The organism is Arthrobacter sp. RT-1 (assembly GCF_003367205.1).
Lineage (GTDB): Bacteria > Actinomycetota > Actinomycetes > Actinomycetales > Micrococcaceae > Arthrobacter.
On record NZ_QRGQ01000002.1, the window covers coordinates 109038 to 129376 of the forward strand.

17 protein-coding genes are annotated in these 20339 nt (G+C 65.9%); 8 read left to right on the top strand and 9 right to left on the bottom strand.

Features of this window, described 5'->3' with window-relative positions; genetic code table 11:
• Positions 1-100: 100 nt before the first annotated feature.
• From DXK94_RS01890 to DXK94_RS01920, 7 genes are all read left to right on the top strand, one after another.
• The gene (locus DXK94_RS01890; protein ID WP_115523929.1) at positions 101-2308 is read left to right on the top strand and encodes an efflux RND transporter permease subunit; all 2208 of its coding nucleotides are present in this window, start codon (positions 101-103) and stop codon (positions 2306-2308) included.
• Positions 2309-2416: 108 nt separating this feature from the next.
• Positions 2417-2692, top strand: coding sequence for a hypothetical protein (locus tag DXK94_RS01895; protein WP_115523580.1), 276 nt, complete (start codon positions 2417-2419; stop codon positions 2690-2692).
• A 262-nt stretch (positions 2693-2954) separates the two neighbouring features.
• Entirely contained in the window at positions 2955-4826 is a 1872-nt protein-coding gene (gene dnaK, locus DXK94_RS01900) for a molecular chaperone DnaK (RefSeq protein WP_079595350.1), read from the top strand.
• A gap of 2 nt (positions 4827-4828) precedes the next feature.
• Positions 4829-5527 (top strand): nucleotide exchange factor GrpE, encoded by a 699-nt coding sequence (locus DXK94_RS01905; RefSeq protein WP_115523581.1) that lies wholly within the window; start codon positions 4829-4831, stop codon positions 5525-5527.
• A gap of 82 nt (positions 5528-5609) precedes the next feature.
• The gene (locus tag DXK94_RS01910; RefSeq protein WP_181884713.1) at positions 5610-6581 is read left to right on the top strand and encodes a DnaJ C-terminal domain-containing protein; all 972 of its coding nucleotides are present in this window, start codon (positions 5610-5612) and stop codon (positions 6579-6581) included.
• A 15-nt stretch (positions 6582-6596) separates the two neighbouring features.
• Positions 6597-7022, top strand: a complete 426-nt coding sequence (locus DXK94_RS01915; RefSeq protein ID WP_079595347.1) for a heat shock protein transcriptional repressor HspR — start codon at positions 6597-6599, stop codon at positions 7020-7022.
• 178 nt (positions 7023-7200) lie between these two features.
• Complete coding sequence (locus DXK94_RS01920) at positions 7201-7587, top strand: hypothetical protein (RefSeq protein WP_079595346.1); 387 nt, start codon at positions 7201-7203, stop codon at positions 7585-7587.
• Positions 7588-7620: 33 nt separating this feature from the next.
• On the opposite strand, the gene DXK94_RS01925 is transcribed toward DXK94_RS01920, so the two are convergent.
• The 8 genes from DXK94_RS01925 to DXK94_RS01960 form a co-directional block, all read right to left on the bottom strand.
• Positions 7621-9030 (bottom strand): aldehyde dehydrogenase family protein, encoded by a 1410-nt coding sequence (locus DXK94_RS01925; protein WP_115523583.1) that lies wholly within the window; start codon positions 9028-9030, stop codon positions 7621-7623.
• Between the two features lie 270 nt (positions 9031-9300).
• The gene (locus tag DXK94_RS01930; RefSeq protein WP_115523584.1) at positions 9301-10806 is read right to left on the bottom strand and encodes an NAD-dependent succinate-semialdehyde dehydrogenase; all 1506 of its coding nucleotides are present in this window, start codon (positions 10804-10806) and stop codon (positions 9301-9303) included.
• Positions 10807-10877: 71 nt separating this feature from the next.
• Positions 10878-11681, bottom strand: coding sequence for an HpcH/HpaI aldolase/citrate lyase family protein (locus DXK94_RS01935; protein ID WP_181884714.1), 804 nt, complete (start codon positions 11679-11681; stop codon positions 10878-10880).
• The gene (gene hpaH, locus DXK94_RS01940; protein ID WP_115523585.1) at positions 11666-12451 is read right to left on the bottom strand and encodes a 2-oxo-hept-4-ene-1,7-dioate hydratase; all 786 of its coding nucleotides are present in this window, start codon (positions 12449-12451) and stop codon (positions 11666-11668) included. The genes DXK94_RS01935 and hpaH overlap by 16 nt, the downstream gene beginning before the upstream one ends.
• A gap of 2 nt (positions 12452-12453) precedes the next feature.
• Positions 12454-13533 (bottom strand): 3,4-dihydroxyphenylacetate 2,3-dioxygenase, encoded by a 1080-nt coding sequence (hpaD, locus tag DXK94_RS01945; RefSeq protein ID WP_115523586.1) that lies wholly within the window; start codon positions 13531-13533, stop codon positions 12454-12456.
• Between the two features lie 44 nt (positions 13534-13577).
• Positions 13578-15119, bottom strand: a complete 1542-nt coding sequence (hpaE, locus tag DXK94_RS01950) for a 5-carboxymethyl-2-hydroxymuconate semialdehyde dehydrogenase (protein WP_115523587.1) — start codon at positions 15117-15119, stop codon at positions 13578-13580.
• A gap of 37 nt (positions 15120-15156) precedes the next feature.
• Positions 15157-15840: a GntR family transcriptional regulator gene (locus DXK94_RS01955; protein WP_115523588.1), complete on the bottom strand. Its 684-nt coding sequence runs from the start codon at positions 15838-15840 to the stop codon at positions 15157-15159.
• Positions 15833-17293, bottom strand: coding sequence for a fumarylacetoacetate hydrolase family protein (locus DXK94_RS01960; protein WP_115523589.1), 1461 nt, complete (start codon positions 17291-17293; stop codon positions 15833-15835). Before DXK94_RS01960 ends, DXK94_RS01955 begins: the two co-directional genes overlap by 8 nt.
• A 221-nt stretch (positions 17294-17514) precedes the next feature.
• Here DXK94_RS01960 and DXK94_RS01965 point away from each other — a divergent pair, with 221 nt between their 5' ends.
• Positions 17515-19428 (top strand): FAD-binding monooxygenase, encoded by a 1914-nt coding sequence (locus DXK94_RS01965; protein WP_115523590.1) that lies wholly within the window; start codon positions 17515-17517, stop codon positions 19426-19428.
• Here DXK94_RS01965 and DXK94_RS01970 read toward each other — a convergent pair.
• The gene (locus tag DXK94_RS01970; RefSeq protein WP_115523591.1) at positions 19410-20267 is read right to left on the bottom strand and encodes a prephenate dehydratase; all 858 of its coding nucleotides are present in this window, start codon (positions 20265-20267) and stop codon (positions 19410-19412) included. The two genes, DXK94_RS01965 and DXK94_RS01970, sit on opposite strands and share 19 nt — an antisense overlap.
• Between the last annotated feature and the right edge of the window lie 72 nt (positions 20268-20339).

The following is a 20339-nucleotide window of genomic DNA, read 5'->3' on the forward strand; positions in this document are numbered from 1 at the left end:
CGGTGAAGCACAAAACAAAAGCTTGACTGGCACTTATCTCCATTATGGAGATACTCTGTTGTGGAACAAGTCTACGCCCCTGTCCCCTCCGGAAGGCATCATGAAACATCACACCGCTGGCAAGGAACGCGTCCCGTTCTGGCTGCGCTGGCTCCTCCCTGTCATCCTGGTGCTCACCTGGCTTGCGATCGCCGGCGTGGGCGGACCCACCTTTGGGCGGCTGGAGGAAGTGTCCTCGAATGACCAGGCCTCGTTCCTTCCGGCAAGTGCCGAGGCAACGGCTGCGCAGGACTGGCAGGCAAGGTTCCGGGATTCGGACGAGGTTCCCGGCGTCATCGTTATTGAAAGCGGCGCACCTTTCACCCCGGCCCAGTTGGGCGAAGTGGCCGGACTCCGGACGGAACTGGAAGAGTTGAAACTGGGCAGCGCCGCCGTCGGGCCTATTCCGTCCGACGACGGCAAAGCGGTCCAGTTCATCGTCCCGGTCAATGAATCGACGGAAATCAAGGAAGCCGTCCAGGAGCTGCGGGACGCGGTGGCTGAAGCGGCGCCTGCCGGGATGCAGACCTTCGTCACCGGCCCCGCAGGCCTGGCGGCCGACCTCACCGCTGCCTTCGCCGGCATTGACGGGATCCTGCTGCTGGTGGCGCTGGCCGCAGTGTTCGTGATCCTTTTGGTGGTTTACCGGTCCCTGCTCCTGCCCATCATGGTCCTCCTGACGTCCGTCTTTGCGCTGTGCGCCGCCATCCTCCTGGTATTCGGAATGGCCAAGGCCGGCTGGATCCAGCTGAACGGCCAGAGCCAGGGCATCCTCTCCATCCTGGTGATCGGCGCCGCTACGGACTATGCCCTGCTGTATGTGGCGCGCTTCCGCGAGGCGCTGACACACACCACCAACCGCACCGGGGCCGTCCTGACAGCCTGGAAAGCATCCTTCGAGCCCATCCTGGCCTCGGGCGCCACCGTGATCATTGCCCTGCTGTGCCTCCTCTTCTCGGACCTCAACTCCAACAAGGCGCTCGGTCCCGTGGCCGCGGCGGGCATCCTCTGCTCGCTGTTCGCCGCGCTGACCCTCCTGCCCGCCCTGATGGCGCTCCTGGGCCGCGCAGCCTTCTGGCCCTTCCGCCCCAAGCTGGTGCCCGCCGAGGAGCGTGAACCGGAACTGGTCACGGGGCTGGAAGGCCAAAAGGGGCTGTGGCGCGCCACCGGCTCCCTGGTGTCGCGGAGGCCGCGGACTATCTGGGTTGCCTCGGTCCTGTTGCTCGTGGCGGCCTCGGCCGGCGTCCTGCAGCTCAAGGCCAACGGCGTGCCGCAGACGGACGTCATCCTCTCCGCCTCCAATGCTGTTGACGGCCAGGACGCCCTGGCGCGCCACTTCGACGCCGGCAGCGGCAGCCCCGCCGTCGTGGTGGCGGACCAGGGCAAGGCCCAGGAGGTCCTCAACAGCGTGAAAGCGGCCGACGGCGTGGGCGAGGCCTATCTGTTGGCTGAGGGCAGTGTGCCCATCACCGGGGCCCCGGGCACTCCCAGCGAGCCGGACGTCCGCGAGGGCAGGGTGCTGATCAATGCCACCCTGAGCTCTGCCGCTGATTCACTGGAAGCCGAGGAAGCCGTCAAGGCCCTCCGCAACGACGTTAAGGCCGTGGACCCCGGGGCGCTGGTGGGTGGCGTCACGGCCACCGCATTGGACACCAACACCACCGCCCAGCGTGACCTGGTGATCATCATCCCGGTGGTCCTGGTGGTGATCCTCTTCATCCTGATGCTGCTGCTGCGCTCGGTGGTGGCCCCGGTCCTGCTGGTGCTCTCCGTGGTGCTGTCCTACGCCGCGGCCATGGGCGTGTCAGCGTTGGTCTTCAACAACATCCTGGGCTTCCCCGGCGCCGACGCCACCGTTCCGCTGTTCGGTTTTGTGTTCCTGGTGGCGCTGGGCGTGGACTACAACATCTTCCTGATGAGCCGGGTCCGCGAGGAGTCCCTGAAGCACGGCACCCGCCCCGGCATCCTCCGCGGCCTGGGCGTCACCGGCGGGGTCATCACCTCGGCCGGTGTGGTGCTGGCCGCGACGTTCGCCGCGCTGGGGGTCATCCCCATCATGTTCCTGGTGCAGCTGGCCTTCATTGTGGCTTTTGGCGTGCTGCTGGACACCGTGCTGGTGCGCTCGCTGCTGGTACCTGCCCTGGCCTACGACATCGGCCCGAAGATCTGGTGGCCGAGCAAGCTGGGACGGCCTGAGGCGGATACTGCTGCGCGCTCCGGCGCCGGCACCAGCCCGGAGACGGACCTGGAAGGTGCTGGCCGCCGGTGAACCCGCGGGGCTGCCGACGGCCGTATCCGGGCCCTGTTGACCGGATTCGCTGCTCGATAAACTGCGAGTGTGCCCGTACGGACGCGGAACTCAAAGGAGAGATGCCACATGAGTGAATATGACGCCTATGAGGAGCCCCGCCAGGGCGGCCCTGCCCCGGGCCTGGAAGGCGAAGGCGGGGACTACAGCGATACCGGCTCCGTGGAAAGCCCCACTGAGAACCTTGCGGACGGAGAATATCCGGACGGGGATTACGGACCTGCAGGTACCGTGGGCTCCGCACGCCAGGAGGATTCCATCCGGGAGCGGCTCACGGACGGCCAGGTCAACACCACGGCCGAAGAGCGTGGCCCCCTGCACGGCGACGGAAACGTCGAAAGGTAACCCCTGGTGCACTGACGCCCGCCGACAGCAGCCCGGCGGTGGTTCTCCCGTAGCGAAACCGGAGAGCCGCCGTCGGCCTTTTTTGAGCGTAAAACCGCGGCATTCCAAGGAATGCAAAGACGCTCCGCCCTCCTGCAAGAACGGAAGTTGAGCGTACTCCACTCAACTTTGGTTGACATCGGAAGCGCCCTGAGTAAAGTTGAGTGCAGAACGCTCAATATCAGGGCGCCAGCAAGTTTCCAAGGAAAGAAGGAAGCAACACATGTCACGTGCAGTAGGTATCGACCTCGGAACCACAAACTCCGTCGTCTCCGTTCTTGAAGGTGGCGAGCCCACCGTTATTGCCAACGCCGAGGGTGGCCGCACCACGCCGTCCGTCGTTGCATTCTCCAAGTCCGGCGAGGTTCTGGTCGGCGAAATCGCCAAGCGCCAGGCCGTCAACAACATCGACCGCACCATCGCCTCGGTCAAGCGCCACATGGGCACTGACTGGAAGGTGGACATCGACGGCAAGAAGTACACCCCGCAGGAAATCTCCGCGCGTACGCTCATGAAGCTGAAGAACGACGCCGAGTCCTACCTGGGCGAAAAGGTCACCGACGCTGTGATCACCGTTCCCGCGTACTTCAACGACGCCGAGCGCCAGGCCACCAAGGAAGCCGGCGAAATCGCAGGCCTGAACGTCCTGCGCATCGTCAACGAGCCCACCGCCGCAGCACTCGCCTACGGCCTGGACAAGGGCAAGGAAGACGAACTCATCCTGGTCTTCGACCTCGGCGGCGGCACCTTCGACGTCTCCCTGCTCGAAGTCGGCAAGGACGAGGACAACTTCTCTACCATCCAGGTCCGTGCCACCGCCGGTGACAACCGGCTGGGCGGCGACGACTGGGACAACCGCGTCGTTGAGTACCTGCTGAACCAGCTGAAGGTCAAGGGCATCGACCTCTCCAAGGACAAGATCGCCCTGCAGCGCCTCCGTGAAGCTGCCGAGCAGGCCAAGAAGGAACTGTCTTCCTCCACCAGCACCAACGTCTCCCTCCAGTACCTGTCCGTCACCCCCGACGGCCCGGTCCACCTGGACGAGCAGCTGACCCGCGCCAAGTTCCAGGACCTCACCAAGGACCTGCTGGAGCGCACCAAGAAGCCGTTCCACGACGTGATCAAGGAAGCCGGCATCAAGCTCTCCGACATCAACCACATCGTGCTCGTGGGTGGCTCCACCCGTATGCCCGCAGTCTCCGAGCTGGTCAAGGAACTCGCCGGCGGCAAGGAGCCCAACAAGGGTGTGAACCCGGATGAGGTTGTGGCCGTTGGCGCAGCCCTGCAGGCCGGCGTGCTGAAGGGTGAGCGCAAGGACGTCCTGCTGATCGACGTCACCCCGCTGTCCCTCGGTATTGAAACAAAGGGTGGCGTGATGACGCACCTGATCGAGCGCAACACCGCGATCCCCACCAAGCGGTCCGAGACCTTCACCACCGCTGACGACAACCAGCCGTCCGTGGCCATCCAGGTCTTCCAGGGCGAGCGTGAGTTCACCCGCGACAACAAGCCGCTGGGCACGTTCGAGCTGACCGGCATCGCGCCGGCTCCGCGCGGCGTCCCGCAGGTTGAGGTCACCTTCGACATCGACGCCAACGGCATCGTCCACGTCTCCGCGAAGGACAAGGGCACCGGCAAGGAACAGTCCATGACCATCACCGGCGGCACCGCGCTCTCCAAGGAGGACATCGACCGCATGGTCCGTGACGCCGAGGAGCACGCAGCCGAGGACAAGGCCCGCCGCGAGGCAACCGACACCCGCAACAGCGCCGAGCAGCTCGCCTACTCCGTGGACAAGCTGATCGCCGACAACGCCGACAAGCTGCCCGAAGAGGTCAAGACCGAGGTCCAGGGCGACGTCGACGACCTCAAGAAGGCCCTCGAAGGCACCGACGACGCCGCAGTGAAGTCCGCTTTCGAGAAGCTGCAGGCTTCGCAGGGCAAGCTGGGCGAGGCCATCTACGCCCAGGCCGGTTCGCCGGACGGCGCCACCGGTGCCGCAGGCGCCGAAGGTGCAGCCGGTTCCGAAGGTTCCAAGGCTGACGAGGACATCGTCGACGCCGAGATCATCGACGAAGACGAAGCGAAGAAGTAGCCATGCCGCACCACGGTAACGAGGAAGAGCACAACTCATCCACAAACCAGGAGCGCATGGGCCAGCAGGGCAACGCACAGGAACCGGTCATCCGGGACAACCGCAAGGTTGACCCGGTGACCGGCCAGGCCCGACACCCGGAGGGCGGCCAGTCCGCCGGCGGCGCTTCGGCGGGTGAAACGGATTCCGACGGCGACGCGCTCGCCCAGGCCGAGGAGATCCTCAACGGCATCGACGTGCCGGCCGAGGAATCCGTGGCGCAGGGGGTTCCGGCAGGCTCAGCCACCGCCGAGGCCGCCGAGCTGAAGAACGACCTCCTCCGCCTGCAGGCCGAGTACGTCAACTACCGCAAGCGCGTTGAACGCGACCGTGCCGTGGCAGGGGAGATGGCCGTCATCGGCGTCCTGAATTCCCTGCTTCCGGTCCTGGACGACGTCGACGCCGCCCGGCAGCACGGCGACCTCACCGACGGGCCCTTCGCCGCGATCGCCACCAAGCTGGAGAACGCGCTGAAGACCTACGGCCTGGTCCGCATCGACGAGACCGGCGTGGAGTTCGATCCCACGATCCACGAGGCCCTGATCCAGCAGCCCGGCGACGACATCGAGGTTGACACCGTCAGCCAGGTGCTCCGCTCAGGCTACAAGTCAGGCGAACGCGTCCTCCGCGCAGCACAGGTGATCGTCGCAGTACCTGCGTAGTACTACTTCGGTGGTTGAGCTTGTCGAAACCAGATTTCGGTAAGCTCAACCACCGACCCATAACTTTTGAAAGGAAACGCCATTGGCTAGCCAGGATTGGGTGGACAAGGACTTTTACAAGATCCTTGGTGTTGCCAAGGACGCTTCCGACGCCGATATCAAGAAGGCTTACCGGAAGCTGGCCCGCGAGCACCACCCTGATACCAACTCGGGGAACACTGCTTCCGAGAAGAAGTTCAAAGACATCTCCGAGGCCTATTCGGTGCTCTCGGATCCCGACGAGCGCCAGCAGTACGATGCCATCCGCGCCATGGGCGGCGGTGCACGCTTCGCTCCCGGCGGTGCCGGCGGCGGCAACGGCGGGTTCGAGGACATGTTCGGCGGCCTGTTCACCGGCAACACCGGCCGGCACGCGGGCGGGTTCAACCCCTCCGCCGGCGGCATCCCGCCCGAGTTCGCGGACCTGTTCGGCGGCGGCTTCGGCCAGACCGGCTTCCAGCGGGCGCCTTCCAAGGGTGCCGACCGTACCGCGTCCACGAGCATCTCGTTCTCGGGCGCCATCCGCGGCACCACCATCGGCCTGCGGGAACCCAGCGGCGAGGTTATTGATGTCCGCGTGCCCGCCGGCATCAAGGACGGCCAGAAGATCCGCGTCCGCGGCAAGGGCCAGCCCGGCCCGGCCGGCAACGGTGACCTGGTTGTTACCGTGTCCGTCAAGCCGCACGAGTTTTACACGCGCGACGGCGACAACCTCCGCATCCACGTCCCCGTCACCTTCCCGGAGGCTGCCCTGGGCGCCGACATCGAGGTGCCCACCATCGACGGCGAAAAGGTGCGGGTCCGCGTTCCGGCCGGGACGCCGTCGGGCCGTACCCTGCGGGTCAAGGGCAAAGGCGTGAAGACGTCCAAGGCCACCGGCGACCTGCTGGTGACCATCGACGTCGCCGTTCCGAAGAACCTGAATAAGGAAGCCGAAGCTGCGGTCAAGGCGTTTGCCGAAGCCACGGCCGGTGCCGACGTCCGAGAGGGCCTGGCCGCCAAGGCCCGGTTGTAGGAGCGGAGGTGTTGCGTGGAGATCAATGCTGACCAGCCAATCTTCGTGATTTCGGTGGCAGCTGAGCTTGCGGACATGCACCCCCAGACGCTCCGGCAGTACGACCGGCTGGGCATCGTCTCGCCCAGCCGTGCACCCGGGAAGTCCCGCCGCTACTCGCAGCGGGACGTCAACATGCTCCGGGAGGTGCAGCGGCTGTCGCAGGAAGGCGTCTCGCTGGAAGGGATCAAGCGCATCCTGGAACTCGAAAACCAGGTGGCCGCCCTCCAGCGGCGCGTCTCCGAACTTACGGAGGAACTCACGCGCCGCCCGCAGTCCTTCGATTCCCGCATCTTCGCTGCAGGCGCGGCCGGCGATGTGGTGAGCCTGGCCCGCGGCCAGCGTCCGCGGCCCCGCTCCCAGGCAGTGGTGCTCTGGCGGCCCCGGGCCATCGGGCAATAACTGGGCACAGGGCAATAAGTACCTGATATTGGTCGCGGGTCGAAAGTAGAGTACCCACTACTCGTGACCCTTCCACCCCCGGAAACTTCAATGGAACCACCGCTGGATCAGCAGTGGTTCCAAGTTTCTGGGGGTTTTCCATGTGTGGTTCCAACAAGGCCCGGCCATGAGCCCGGGGATGGAGGCGGTGTCCGCGTTCAGCGGCTCGGTCCCCGGCCAGCTCCTGCTCGCCATTGGGCAAACGATCGTGGTGGTGTGCGTCTGCTTCGACATGGTGCGGGCGCTGTCCGTCCCGAGGTCGCACCGGCGCTATGTAGCCAGCACCGTTTTCCGGACCCTGGCCATCCCGTCCATCATCGCCAACGGCCTGACGGTCCTCATCGCACTGGTGGTGGCATCCTGGATCGATGTGGTCATGGGCATGTTCGTGCTCATGGCCATCATCTTCCGGCTGCACCACGACAAGGACGAGGACAACTGGTGGAAGGGCAAGGGCAAGAAGCTCGCCCGCTGGGCCCGGCGGCAGTTTGCCGGCCGGACCGCCGCCGCCCCGGCGATGGGGTAATCCCGTCGCCAGGGCAGCACGCCGGTAATTGGCTTAGCCGTTGATGACCTGGGGTACGCCGAGGGCCTTCAGGCCTTCGACCCCGAACTCGAGGCCGTAGCCGGACTGCTTGGCGCCGCCGAAGGGGATGCGGGGGTCCACAGCGCCGTGTTTGTTGATCCAGACGGTGCCGGCCTGGATCCGGCCTGCGACCTCGCGTGCCGCTGCAAGGTCCGAGGACCAGACGGAGGCGCCGAGGCCGACGTCGAGCCCGTTGGCTTTTTCCACTGCTTCGTCGATGGTGCTGTAGCGGATGATGGGCAGGGCGGGGCCGAATTGTTCTTCGGCGACGAGCGGGTTGTTGTTGTCGATGTCCGCCACCAGGGTGGTGGGGTAGAAGTAGCCGGGCTGGTCCGTGTCCGGGTTTCCGCCCAGGAGTACGCGGGCGCCGGAGTCCTTGGCGGCCTCCACGAGGTTCGCGACGACGTCGTACTGTGCTTTGTTTTGCAGGGGGCCGAGGACGTTGTTCTCGTCGAGGCCGTTGCCCATGGGCATGGCTTTGGCGACGGCGGTGAGTTCTTCGCAGACGGCGTCGTAGATGTCGTTGTGGACGTAGAGGCGTTTGAGGGCGGCGCAGGTTTGGCCGGTGTTGAGGAAGGCGCCCCAGAAGATGTCTTCGGCGATGGCTTTGGGGTCGGCATCGGGCAGGACGATGCCGGCGTCGTTGCCGCCCAGTTCCAGGGTGAGGCGTTTGACGGTGTCGGCAGAGGATTTGATGATGGCGCGGCCGGCGGTGGTGGAGCCGGTGAACATGATTTTGCCGATGGCGGGGTGGTTGGTGAGGCGGGCGCCGACTTCCCGGCCGCAGGAGACTACCGACATTATGCCGTCGGGGAGTTCTTCGTTGAGGACCTTGACCAGGGCCAGGACGGAGAGCGGAGTGTTGCCGGAGGGCTTGACGACCACGGTGTTGCCCATCCGCAAAGCGGGGGCGATTTGCCAGATGGCGATCATCATGGGCCAGTTCCACGGGCCGATCGCGCCGACAACGCCGATGGGCTTGTAGTGCAGCTCCGCGTAGGTCTGGCCGTCATCAACAAGAGTTTCAGGCTCAAGGGGCAGGCAGGCCGTGGCGCGCAGCCACGCGACGCAGGCGCCCACCTCGAAGCGGGCGTTGGGGCCATTCAGCGGCTTGCCCTGCTCACGGGAGAGCAGCTGGGCGAGTTCCTCGGCGGAGCGTTCGACGGCGTCGGCGGCCTTGAGGAGCGCGGCGGAACGGGCGTCGTGGCCCAACGCAGCCCATGCCGGCTGCGTCTCGACGGCGGTGGCGACGGCCTGCTCGAGGTATTCGAGGCTGTGGATGGGGGCCTCACCTACCGCCTCACCCGTGGCCGGGTCCAGGATGGTCCGGGTGGGGCCGGACGTGGGGGTGATGGACGCTAGGAGTGCATCGTAGGTTTCCAAGGTTTACTCCACTTCGAGTAGGCAAGGGCGCCGGCCGGGCGGCGTGGCGGGTTACCCCCCAGTCTGGCCGAGCTTGCCGCGCGTCTCTTGTCTATGTGTGCAGGACCGTTGACGTTGAAGGAACGGTCACGCGCGTTGCTCAGCACCTGCGTCACGCAGGGCACCGTTTTGCGGGACGACCGACGGCGGGTCCCCGGTTTCCCGGGGGTCCCGCGATTGTGGTGCATCAAAAGCGTGCCGTGCGTGACGTCGTGTTTGCGTTGTCCGTGGTCAGCCGGCGTAGGGGTTGGCGATACCGATGTATTGGGTGGTGGTGTATTCGGCGATGCCCTCTGATCCGCCTTCCCGTCCCTGGCCGGATTGCTTGACGCCGCCGAAGGGTGCTGCGGCGTTGGAGATGACGCCGGCGTTGAACCCGACCATGCCGAACTCGATCTGCTCGGCCACCCGCAGCAGCTTATTGAAGTCGCGGCTGTAGAGGTAGGAAGCGAGGCCGTACTCGGAGGCGTTGGCCAACTTAATGGCATCTTCCTCGGTGGCGAAGGTGGTAACGGGGGCGACGGGGCCGAAGATTTCCTGGCCCAGAATCGCCGCACCGTTGGGGACGTTGGCGAGGACAGTGGGCTGGTAAAAGTAGCCGGGCCCGTCCACGGGTGCCCCGCCGGTGACGGCTACTGCTCCGGCGTCGACGGCGGCAGCCACCAGGGCGTGCACGTCGTCGCGGGCACCGGCGTCGATCAGCGGACCCACCTGTGTTGAAGCTTCCGTGCCGCGGCCGGTGGCCAGGGCGCCCATGGCCGCGGCGAACTTCTGCGTGAACTCGGCGGCGACGGTTTCGTGGACGAGGAATCGGTTGGCTGCGGTGCAGGCTTCGCCCATGTTCCGCATCTTCGCGGCCATGGCGCCTTCGACGGCGGCGTCCAGGTCGGCGTCTTCGAAGACGATGAAGGGGGCGTTCCCGCCGAGTTCCATCGAGGTCCGGAGTACGTTCTGGGCGGCGTCTGCCATGAGGCGCTTGCCGACCGGGGTGGAGCCCGTGAAGGAGACCTTCCGGAGGCGGGAGTCCTTCAGCAGCGGCCCGGAGATCCCGGACGCGGAGGAGGAGGCGACGACGTTCAGGACGCCGGCGGGCAGACCGGCGTCGAGCATGGTCTGCGCGAACAATTGGGACGTCAGCGGGGTGAGTTTGGCGGGTTTGAGGACCATGGTGCAGCCCGCAGCAATTGCGGGTGCGACTTTGCGGGTGGCCATCGCCAGGGGGAAGTTCCACGGCGTGATGAGCAGGCAGGGCCCGACGGGTTTGTGCTGGACCAGGATCTTGTTCTTCCCCTCCGGCGACGTCAGGTAGCGGCCGTAGTCCCGGACGGTTTCTTCGGAGAACCAGCGCAGGAACTCGGCCCCGTAGGTGACCTCGCCGCGAGCTTCGGCCAGGGGTTTGCCCATCTCCAGGGTCATCAGCAGGGCGAAGTCCTCGGCACGCTCGGTGACCAGGTCAAAGGCGCGGCGAAGGATCTCGGCCCGCACCCGCGGTGCTGTCCGGGCCCACGACGACTGGGCGGCGTCGGCGGCGTCCAGTGCAGCGATCGCGTCCTCGCTCGTGGCGGAGGCGAGGGTGGCGAGGACCTCCCCGGTGGCGGGATCGTGCACGTCAAACGTGCCGCCGTCGGACGCGTCGCGCCACTGCCCGCCAATCAAAAGGCCGGTTGGAACGGACGCAAGGAGTGCGGCTTCGCGCTCCTGTGAGATGGCAGGGGAAAGTGCGGGAGAAAGAGTCATGGTGCTCCTAGGGAAGTTCAGGGTTTCGACAGGCTCAACCACCGGTGGCGGGGTTACGGGTTCAACCACCGTTAGTAGCTGGCCGGGGTGTCGCCGTCGGCCTTCTGGACGTACTGCTTGGCGAGGGCTTCGGAGCCTCTTGCCAGGAGGGCGACGTCGGCGCCGACCAGGATGAAGTCTGCGCCGTGGTCCAGGTAGTGGCGGGCCGTGTCCGGGTTGAAGGCATTCACCCCGGCCGGCTTTCCGGCGGCTTTCGCGGCGGCGAGGCAGTGTTCGACGGCGGCGCGCACCTCAGGGTGTTCCTGCTGTCCCAGCAGGCCCATGGAGGCGGCGAGGTCGGAGGGCCCGACGAAGACGGCGTCCACGCCATCGACTTTCAGGATGTCCGCCACAGAGTCCGCTGCCGCCGTCGACTCAATCTGGACGGTGACGCTGATGGTCTCGCCGGCCCGGGCCAGGTAATCCGGCACCCGGTTCCAACGGGCAGCCCTGGCCAGCGCCGAACCGACACCGCGAACGCCCAGCGGCGGGTAGCGGGTGGCCGCCACGGCGGCCTCGGCCTCGGCGACGGAGTTGACCATGGGGATGAGCAGGTTCTGCACGCCGAGGTCCAGGTACTGCTTGATGATCACGGTGTCATTCACGGGCGGCCGGACCAGGGTGTGGACCGGGTAGCCGTGGATGGCCTGGAGCTGGGCGAGGACGGACTCGAGCCCGTTGGGGCTGTGCTCGGCGTCCACCAGCAGCCAGTCCAGGCCGGACCCCGCGCACAGTTCGGCAACCAGGGGGCTGCCGGAGCAGACCCACATCCCGGCCAGCGGGCGCTTGGCCTCACCCAAAGCGGACCGGAAGGTGTCCTCTATTCGAAGCGGCATGTGACACTCCCCAAAGGTCCGTAGTCAGCGTGAACGGTGTCGCCCTTGTAGACCCAGAGCGGGCGGGTGAAGGAACCGGCGAGGATGATGTCACCGGCCTTCAGCGAATCGCCGTGGGCGGCAATCTTGTTGGCCAGCCAGTGCACTCCGTTAGCGGGGTGGTCCAGGACTCCGGCGGCCACGCCGGTCTCCTCCACGGTCTGGTTCTTATACAGGATGGCCGAGACCCACCGGAGGTCCACGGCGTCCGGCTTCACCGGGTTGCCGCCGATCACCATGGCGCCCATGGCTGCGTTGTCGGAGATGGTGTCCACGATGGTCCGGCCCTCCATCTCGATCCTGGAATCGAGGATTTCCAGGGCCGGAACCACGTAGTCGGTGGCCTTCAGGACGTCGAAGATGGTGATACCGGGGCCTTTGAGCCCGTCCTTGAGCACGAAGGCGAGTTCCACCTCCACCCGGGGGTGGGTGTATTTGTCCCATTCGACCGAGCATCCGGTCTCCAGCACCATGTCATCAAAAATGGCGCCATAGTCCGGCTCGGTGATGCCCGTGGCCGCCTGCATGGCCTTGGACGTGAGGCCGATCTTGCGCCCCACCAAGGTCCGGCCGGCCTCCTCGTTGCGGCGGCGCCACAACTGCTGGACGGCGTAGGAGTCCTCCACGGTCATCTCCGGGTACCGGGCAGTGAGCCGCGGTACGGGGGTGCGGGTGCGGCCGGCTTCCACCAGCTCGTCCGCGATGGCCTCGATCGTCCTGTCATCCAGCATGGCTACAGCTGCGCTCCCAGCTTGAAGCCCTCAGCCCCGGCTGCTTCGCTGGGCCGGGTGTAGGAGAAGCCGTCGGCGCCCACGGTGACGGCCATTTCGCTTTTTTCCTCACGGACGATGACCGGCTGGGGGTTGCCGTCCAGGTCCAGGACCAGGGATGCTTCGGTGTACCAGGACGGGACCACGGGGTTGCCCCACCAGTCGCGGCGCTGGTTGTCGTGGACGTCCCAGGTGATGGTGGGATTATCGGGGTCGCCGGTGTAGTAGTCCTGGGTGTAGATCTCGATGCGGTGGCCGTCCGGGTCCAGGATGTAGAGGTAGAAGGCGTTGGACACGCCGTGCCGGCCGGGACCGCGTTCGATCCGGTCGCTGATCCGCAGGGCGCCCATCTTGTCGCAGATCTGGATGATGTTGTGCTTCTCGTGGGTGGCGAACGCGACGTGGTGCATGCGCGGTCCGTTCCCGCCGGTCAGGGCGGTGTCGTGCACGGTCTGCTTGCGGTGCATCCACGCGGCGTAGGTGACGCCGTCGGAGTCCTTGATGTCCTCGGAGACGCGGAAGCCGAGGTCTTCGAGGTAGGCGCGGCCGCGGGGGACGTCGGGGGTGACCTGGTTGAAGTGGTCCAGGCGGACCAGTTCACCGGCGGAGTAGAGGTCGTAGCGCTGGGTGAGGCGCTCGACGTGCTCCACGTCGTAGAAGAACTCGTAGGGGAAGCCCAACGGGTCCTCGACGCGGACGGAGTCGCCGATGCCCTTGGTGAAGCCGTCCTTGCGCCGCTCAACGCGGCAGCCCAGCTCGCGGTAGTAGGCCTCGGCGGCGTCCACTTCGGCGGGGGACTTCACCCGGTAGGCGAACGCGGCGACGGCGGCGATGGGTCCCTTGCGGAGCACCAGGTTGTGGTGGATGAACTCCTCGAGGGAGCGCAGGTAAATGGCGTTCTCGTCTTCCTCGGTGACGTGCAGGCCCAGGACGTCAACGTAGAACTCGCGGGACTTGGCGAGGTCGGTGACCACGATTTCCATGTAGGCGCAGCGGACGATGTCCGGTGCCGGGACGGAAGGGGTGGGGACGAAGTTGGTCATGATGGTCTCTCTTCTTTGAGCAGGTTCTTCAGTAATTAAGGGGTTTAGCCCTCGTTGGCCGCGGAGGTTTCGATGCTGCCGAACTTGGGAGTGTGGACGGTGCCGAGGGTGATGTGCACGGCCTGCTGGTCGGTGTAGAAATCGATGGAGCGGTAGCCGCCCTCGTGGCCCAGGCCCGAGGCTTTGACGCCGCCGAACGGGGTGCGGAGGTCGCGGACGTTGTGGCTGTTCAGCCACACCATGCCGGCTTCGACGTTCTGCGAGAAGTTGTGGGCCCGGGTGAGGTTCTGGGTCCAGATGTAGGCGGCGAGGCCGTATTTGGTGTTGTTGGCCAGGGCGAGGGCCTCGTCGTCGTTTTCGAACGGGGTGATGGCCACGACGGGTCCGAAGATTTCCTCCTGGAAGATCCGGGCGTCGGGCGCGACGTCGGCGAACACGGTGGGTGCGATGTAGTTGCCTTCGGGCAGGTGGCCGGGGCGGCCGCCGCCGGCCAGGAGCCGGCCTTCGGACTTGCCGATCTCCACGTAGGAGGCCACCTTTTCGTAGTGCTCCGGGTGGACCAGGGCGCCCACCTGGGTCTTGGGGTCGTGCGGGTCGCCCACCACGATGTTCTTGGCGCGGGCGGCGTACTTTTCGCAGAACTCGTCATAGATGGCGCGCTCGACAAGGATGCGGGAGCCGGCCGTGCAGCGTTCGCCGTTGAGGGAGAAGACCCCGAACAGCGCCGAATCGATCGCGGCGTCCAGGTCGGCATCGGCGAACACGACACACGGGGACTTGCCGCCGAGCTCCATGGACAGGCCCTTGAGGTTGGCGGCCGCGTTCCGGAAGATCGTCTGGCCGGTGGTGGTCTCGCCGGTGAACGAGATCAGCGGCACGTCCGGGTGCTTGACCAGGGCGTCGCCGGCTTCCTCGCCCAGGCCGTTGACCAGGTTGAACACGCCGTCAGGGAGCCCGGCGTCCTTGAAGATGGTGGCCCACAGCGAGGCCGAGAGCGGGGTGAACTCGGCGGGCTTGAGGACCACGGTGTTGCCGGTGGCCAGGGCCGGGGCGAGCTTCCAGGATTCCAGCATGAAGGGGGTGTTCCACGGGGTGATCAGGCCGGCGACGCCGATCGGCTTGCGGTTCACGTAGTTGATCTGCGAGCCGGGGACCTTCATGGCGTCGTCGAACTGGGCCACGATCAGGTCCGCGAAGAAGCGGAAGTTCTCGGCAGCACGCAGGGCCTGGCCCTTGGCCTGGGTGATGGGCAGGCCGGTGTCGAAGGTTTCGAGTTCGGCGAGCCGGGCTTCCTGCGCCTCGACCGCGTCCGCGATCCTGTTCAGGATGCGGGCGCGTTCGCGGGGCTTCATCTTCGGCCAGGGGCCGTTCACGAACGCTTCGCGTGCGGCGTCAACGGCGAGGTCGATGTCCTCTTTCTGGCCGGCGGCGGCGGTGGCGTAGTTCCGGTTGGAGACCGGGTCCAGCACATCGAAGGTCTTGCCGCCCACGGAGTCAACGAACTGGCCGTTGATGTAGTGCTGGATGTGGGTGGGCAGATCCTGGGGCACGTAATGGGCGGTTGTTTCTGCTGCAGTGAACGTCATTGTTGTTTCCTTACTGCTTCTGAACGGGTGGGAAGTGTCAGATGGTTTTGGCCTGGGCGAGGTAGGCGTCCAGGGTGGCGGAGCGGTGGAGCCGGGCGGCTTTTTCGATGTTGTCGGCATCAGCGCCGGTTTCGATCAGCTTCAGGAGTGCCTCGTGTTCGTCCACGGAATCGCGGGCGCGGCCGGGGACGAAACGGAAGGTGGAGGACCGCAGTGCTGCAAGCCGGTTCCAGCCGCGGTGGACGAGGTCCAGGATGTGCGGGTTGGGGCAGTGCTCAAACAGGACGCTGTGGAATTCCTGGTTGAGCTGGGTGAAGCGGACGGGGTCGAAGTGGTCCAGGCATTCGCGCATCTGCTCGTTCACGGCTCGGGCCCTGGCTATGGCCACAGCATCGATCAGGGGAGCGGACAATGCGGTGGCGGCGCCTTCCACGATGCTCAAGGTCTGCATGGTGTAGAGGTATTCGGTGGGGTCGATCCCGGCCACCGTGGCACCCACGTTGCGTTCGAACGTCACCAGGCCTTCAGCCTCCAGCCGGCGGATGGCTTCGCGGACCGGAACCACGCTGAACCCGAGGTCCTTGGCGATGGCGCCCAGGACCAGCCGGTAGCCGGGGGTGTAGGTGCCTTCCACAATGCGTGCCTTGACGGCCTGGTAGGCCTGTTCGGACTTGCTGCCGGCAGGGGCCGCAGCGGAAAACTCAGCCAATGTTTCAGTCATTCGCCTCGCCTGCCTTCCATTCCTCGTACCGGGCCTGCCACTCGGCGTTCATCGGGTAGAGGCCGTCCACGCTGTTGCCCTGCTTGACCATCTCGAAGATAAACGCTTCTTCCTGCTCCTGGGCGATGCAGTCGTCCACGAGTTCTTCGGCGATGGCCGGCGGGATCACCAGGATGCCGTCGGAATCGGCCACGATGATATCGCCGGGCTGGACGGTGGCGCCGCCGCAGGCGATGGTGATGTCCGTGTCCCACGGGATGTGGCGGCGTCCCAGCACAGCCGGGTGCGGGTTGGCGAAGTAGGTGGGCATGTCCAGGCCGGCCACGGCGGTGTAGTCGCGGACGCCGCCGTCGGTGATGATGGCAGTGGCGCCGCGGACCTGGGCGCGCAGGGCGAGGATGTCGCCCACGGTGCCGGTGCCCTTTTCACCGCGGGCTTCCATGACCAGGATTTCGCCCTCGTTCACGGAATCGATGGCTTTCTTTTGGGCGTTGAACCCGCCACCGTGGGTTTTGAACAGGTCCTCACGGTTGGGCACGTACCGCAGGGTGCGGGCCAGTCCCACCACCCGGCGGTCCGGCCGGGTGGCCTGCAGGCCGTCGATGCTCACGTTGTTAAGGCCGCGCTTGCGCATCTGGGAGGACAGGGTGGCCGTGGCCACGCTCTCCAGCTTGGCCTTCAGCTCAGGGGTGAGGGTGCTGGCAGGGGCAGGAAGGCCAGCAGCCTCGCGTGAGCCCCACGCCTCCTCACGCTGCACGTCGTCAACCTTCGGTCCGGCACCAAAGTCAGCGAACGGCGTCGTGCCTTCCTCCACCCGGGTGACCAGGCGACCGGTGGTGAGGCCGCCGGCGGATACTTCCACTTCGAGGACGTCGCCGGGTTTGGCGACGGACGCGCCGGCGGGGGTGCCGGTGAGGATGATGTCCCCCTCCTCGAGTGTCAGGAGCTGGGACAGGTCCGCCACCAGCCGGGCAAACGGGAAGAGCAGGTCCTCCGTGGTGTCGTCCTGGACCAGCTGGCCGTTGTGCCAGGTCCGGATGCGCAGCTGGGCGGGGTCGACGGCGTCTGCCGAAATGAGTGCCGGGCCAACGGGCGTGAAGCCGTCGCCGCCCTTGGACCGGAGGTTGGATCCCTTGTCCGCGTAGCGCAGGTCGTAGACGCCGAGGTCATTGCTGGCGGTGACGGCGGCAACGTGGCTCCAGGCGTCGTCGATGCCTACCCGGCGTGCGGCCTTGCCGATGAGCAGCGCAATCTCGCCCTCATAGCCCAGCAGTTCACAGCCCGCGGGGCGTTCGACGGCGCTCCCCGTCAGGGACAGCGACGACGACGGCTTGAGGAAGTAGGAGGGCTGCGCCGGCGTGCGTCCCCGCTGGGCAGCACGGCTTGGGTAGTTGATGTGCACCGCGATCACCTTGCGTGCCGCCGCCAGGGTGTCGCCGTTGACCTGCTCCAAAACAGTCTCCCTTATCAGGTACGAAATCGTATACGATCACTTTCGCTCGATACCCGGCAGTTGTCAACCCCTGCATTCCGGCCTCTTCCGGCACTCTTGTCGTCTGCATCACAGGTGGCGTACAGTGATGCTCCAACAGCAGGTTTTCTCATATGGAAACCCCAGTTCTATTATCGAACAGCTCTTGGCTTCCCAGCCACACAACGAAGTGAGGACATCCCGTGCAGTTTCACCATCACGGTTACGTATCCGGAGACCCGCGGGTAAAGCCGGCCGCCGGCGTCGGACTCAACCGCCCCGATGAACTTCCGGACGAGGTTGACGTGCTGATTGTCGGCACAGGTCCTGCGGGAATGCTCGCCGCCGCGCAGCTGTCCATGTTCCCGAATGTCACCACGCGGATTATTGAGCGCCGTCCCGGGCGGCTCGCGATCGGCCAGGCCGACGGTATCCAGGCGCGCAGCGTCGAGACTTTCCAGGCCTTCGGTTTTGCCGAACGGATCATCGCGGAGGCATACAGGATCACCGAGATGGCGTTCTGGAAGCCGGACCCCACCAACCGCTCGAATATCATCCGGACGGCCCGCGCCGTGGATGATGAGATGGGCATCAGCGAGTTCCCGCACCTCATCGTCAACCAGGCCCGCGTGCTGGACTACTTCGCCGAATTCGCGACCAACTCGCCTACGCGCCTGAAGCCCGACTACGGCTACGAGTTCCAGGGCCTGGAGGTTACGGAGCAGGGCGAGTACCCCGTGGCCGTGACGCTGCTCCACACCGCGGGCCCAAACGAAGGCCGGGAGCGGGTTGTCCGCGCCAAGTACGTGGTGGGGGCCGACGGCGCCAGGAGCAAAGTGCGCGCGGCAATCGGCTGCACCCTCGCCGGCGACCAGGCCAACCACGCCTGGGGCGTGATGGACACCCTCGCCGTGACCGACTTCCCCGATATCCGCACCAAATGCGCCATCCAGGGCGAAAAAGGCAGCATCCTGCTGATCCCCCGGGAAGGCGGCCACCTGTTCCGCATGTATGTGGACCTTGGCGAGGTGGACCCGGCCACGCACCACGCCGTGCGCAACACCAGCATCGAACAGATCATCGACAAAGCCAACGAGATCCTCCACCCCTACACCCTGGACGTGCGGAACGTGGCGTGGCACAGCGTCTACGAGGTTGGGCACCGGCTTACAGACAGGTTCGACGACGTCCTGCCGGAGGACCGCGGCACCCGCACGCCGCGCGTCTTCATTACCGGCGACGCCTGCCATACCCACAGCGCAAAAGCCGGCCAGGGCATGAACGTGTCCATGCAGGACGGCTTCAACATCGCCTGGAAACTGGGGCACGTCCTCGAAGGCCGCAGCCCGGAGAGCCTGCTGTCCACCTACTCGGCGGAGCGCCAGGTGGTGGCCAAGAACCTGATCGACTTCGACAAGGAATGGTCCACCATGATGGCCAAAAAGCCCGAGGAGTTCGAAAACCCCTCGGACCTCGAGGACTTCTACGTGCGCACTGCCGAATTCCCGGCCGGCTTCATGACCGAATACGCGCCGTCCATGCTGGTGGCACCTGCCACGCACCAGGGCCTGGCCACCGGCTTTCCTGTAGGCAAGCGCTTCAAGTCCGCGCCCGTGGTCCGCGTCGGTGATACCAACCCGCTCCACCTCGGCCACCACGCCACAGCCGACGGCCGCTGGCGCATCTACGTCTTCGCTGACGCAGCGCCGGCAGGCGGGCAATCAGGTGTGGCGGACTTCGCCGAGTGGATCGCCAACTCGCCGGACTCACCGCTGGCCGCAACGCCGTCGGGCGCTGACCCCGACGCCTGGTTCGACGTGAAGGTGATCTACCAGCAGCCGCACACGGCCGTGGACATCGGGCAGGTTCCCGCCGTCTTCAAACCGCAGGTGGGCCCGTTCAAACTGACCGATTACGAGAAGGTGTACGCCACCGATCCGTCCGCGGACATCTTTGAGCTGCGCGGCCTGGACCGCAACGGCGTGGTGGTGGTGGTCCGCCCGGACCAATACGTGGCCAACGTCCTGCCGCTGACGGCGACGGCCGAACTCGGCGCGTTCTGCGCCCAGTTCCTGAAAACGCCGCTGGCGAAGCCGCGTCAGGCCGCCGCTGTCTGAGCCGTCCGGTACTCCGCGGCTGCGTACACGCCGAGGATCCGCACCTCGGTGGTGAAGAAGTCCAGTTCCTCGAGGGCCAGCTTCAGCGGCAGGTCCTCGGGGTGGCCTTCGACGTCCGCCATGAACATGGTGGCAGCGAATTCGTTGCCCACCATGTAGCTTTCCAGCCTCGTCATGTTCACGCCGTTGGTCGCGAAGCCGCCCAGCGCCTTGTAAAGGGCGGAGGGGACGTTGCGGACGCGGAACACAAAGCTCGTGACTGCCGGTCCGGGAAGTTCATCCCGGGCCGGCAGTTCCTTTTCGCGGGCCAGGACCACAAAGCGGGTGGTGTTGGATGGGTCGTCCTCAACCCGTGAAGCAAGCACTTCCAGGCCGTAGATCTGGGCAGCCAGCGGGGGAGCGAGGGAGAGTTTCCGGGGATCGTTCCATTCGCTCACTTCGCGGGCCGAGCCTGCGGTGTCCCCGGCAATGACCGGCTTGAGCCCATGCTCGCGGATCAGCTTCCGGCACTGGCCCAAAGCGTGGATGTGGCTGTGGACCTCGGTGGCGTCCTCGATGGTGCTGCCGGGGATGCCCAGCAGGTCGAAGTGGATGGGCAGGAAGAACTCGCCCACGATCTGCAGGTTGGACTGTGGCAGCAGGATGTGGATGTCTGCCACGCGGCCGGCAATCGAGTTCTCGATGGGGATCATGGCCAGGTCCGCCTCGCCGCTGGCCACCAGTTCGAAGGCGTCCTCAAAGCTGGCGCACGGGACGCTTTCCAGTTCGGGGAACATCTGCTTGCACGCGATATTGGAGTTGGCGCCGGGCTCACCCTGGTACGCAATCTTCTGGGCCATGATCCGTATGGTTTCACGCCCCGCGCCCGAGGACCCAACTGGGTAGCGCTAAGTGTCGTTATGGGCTGTCAA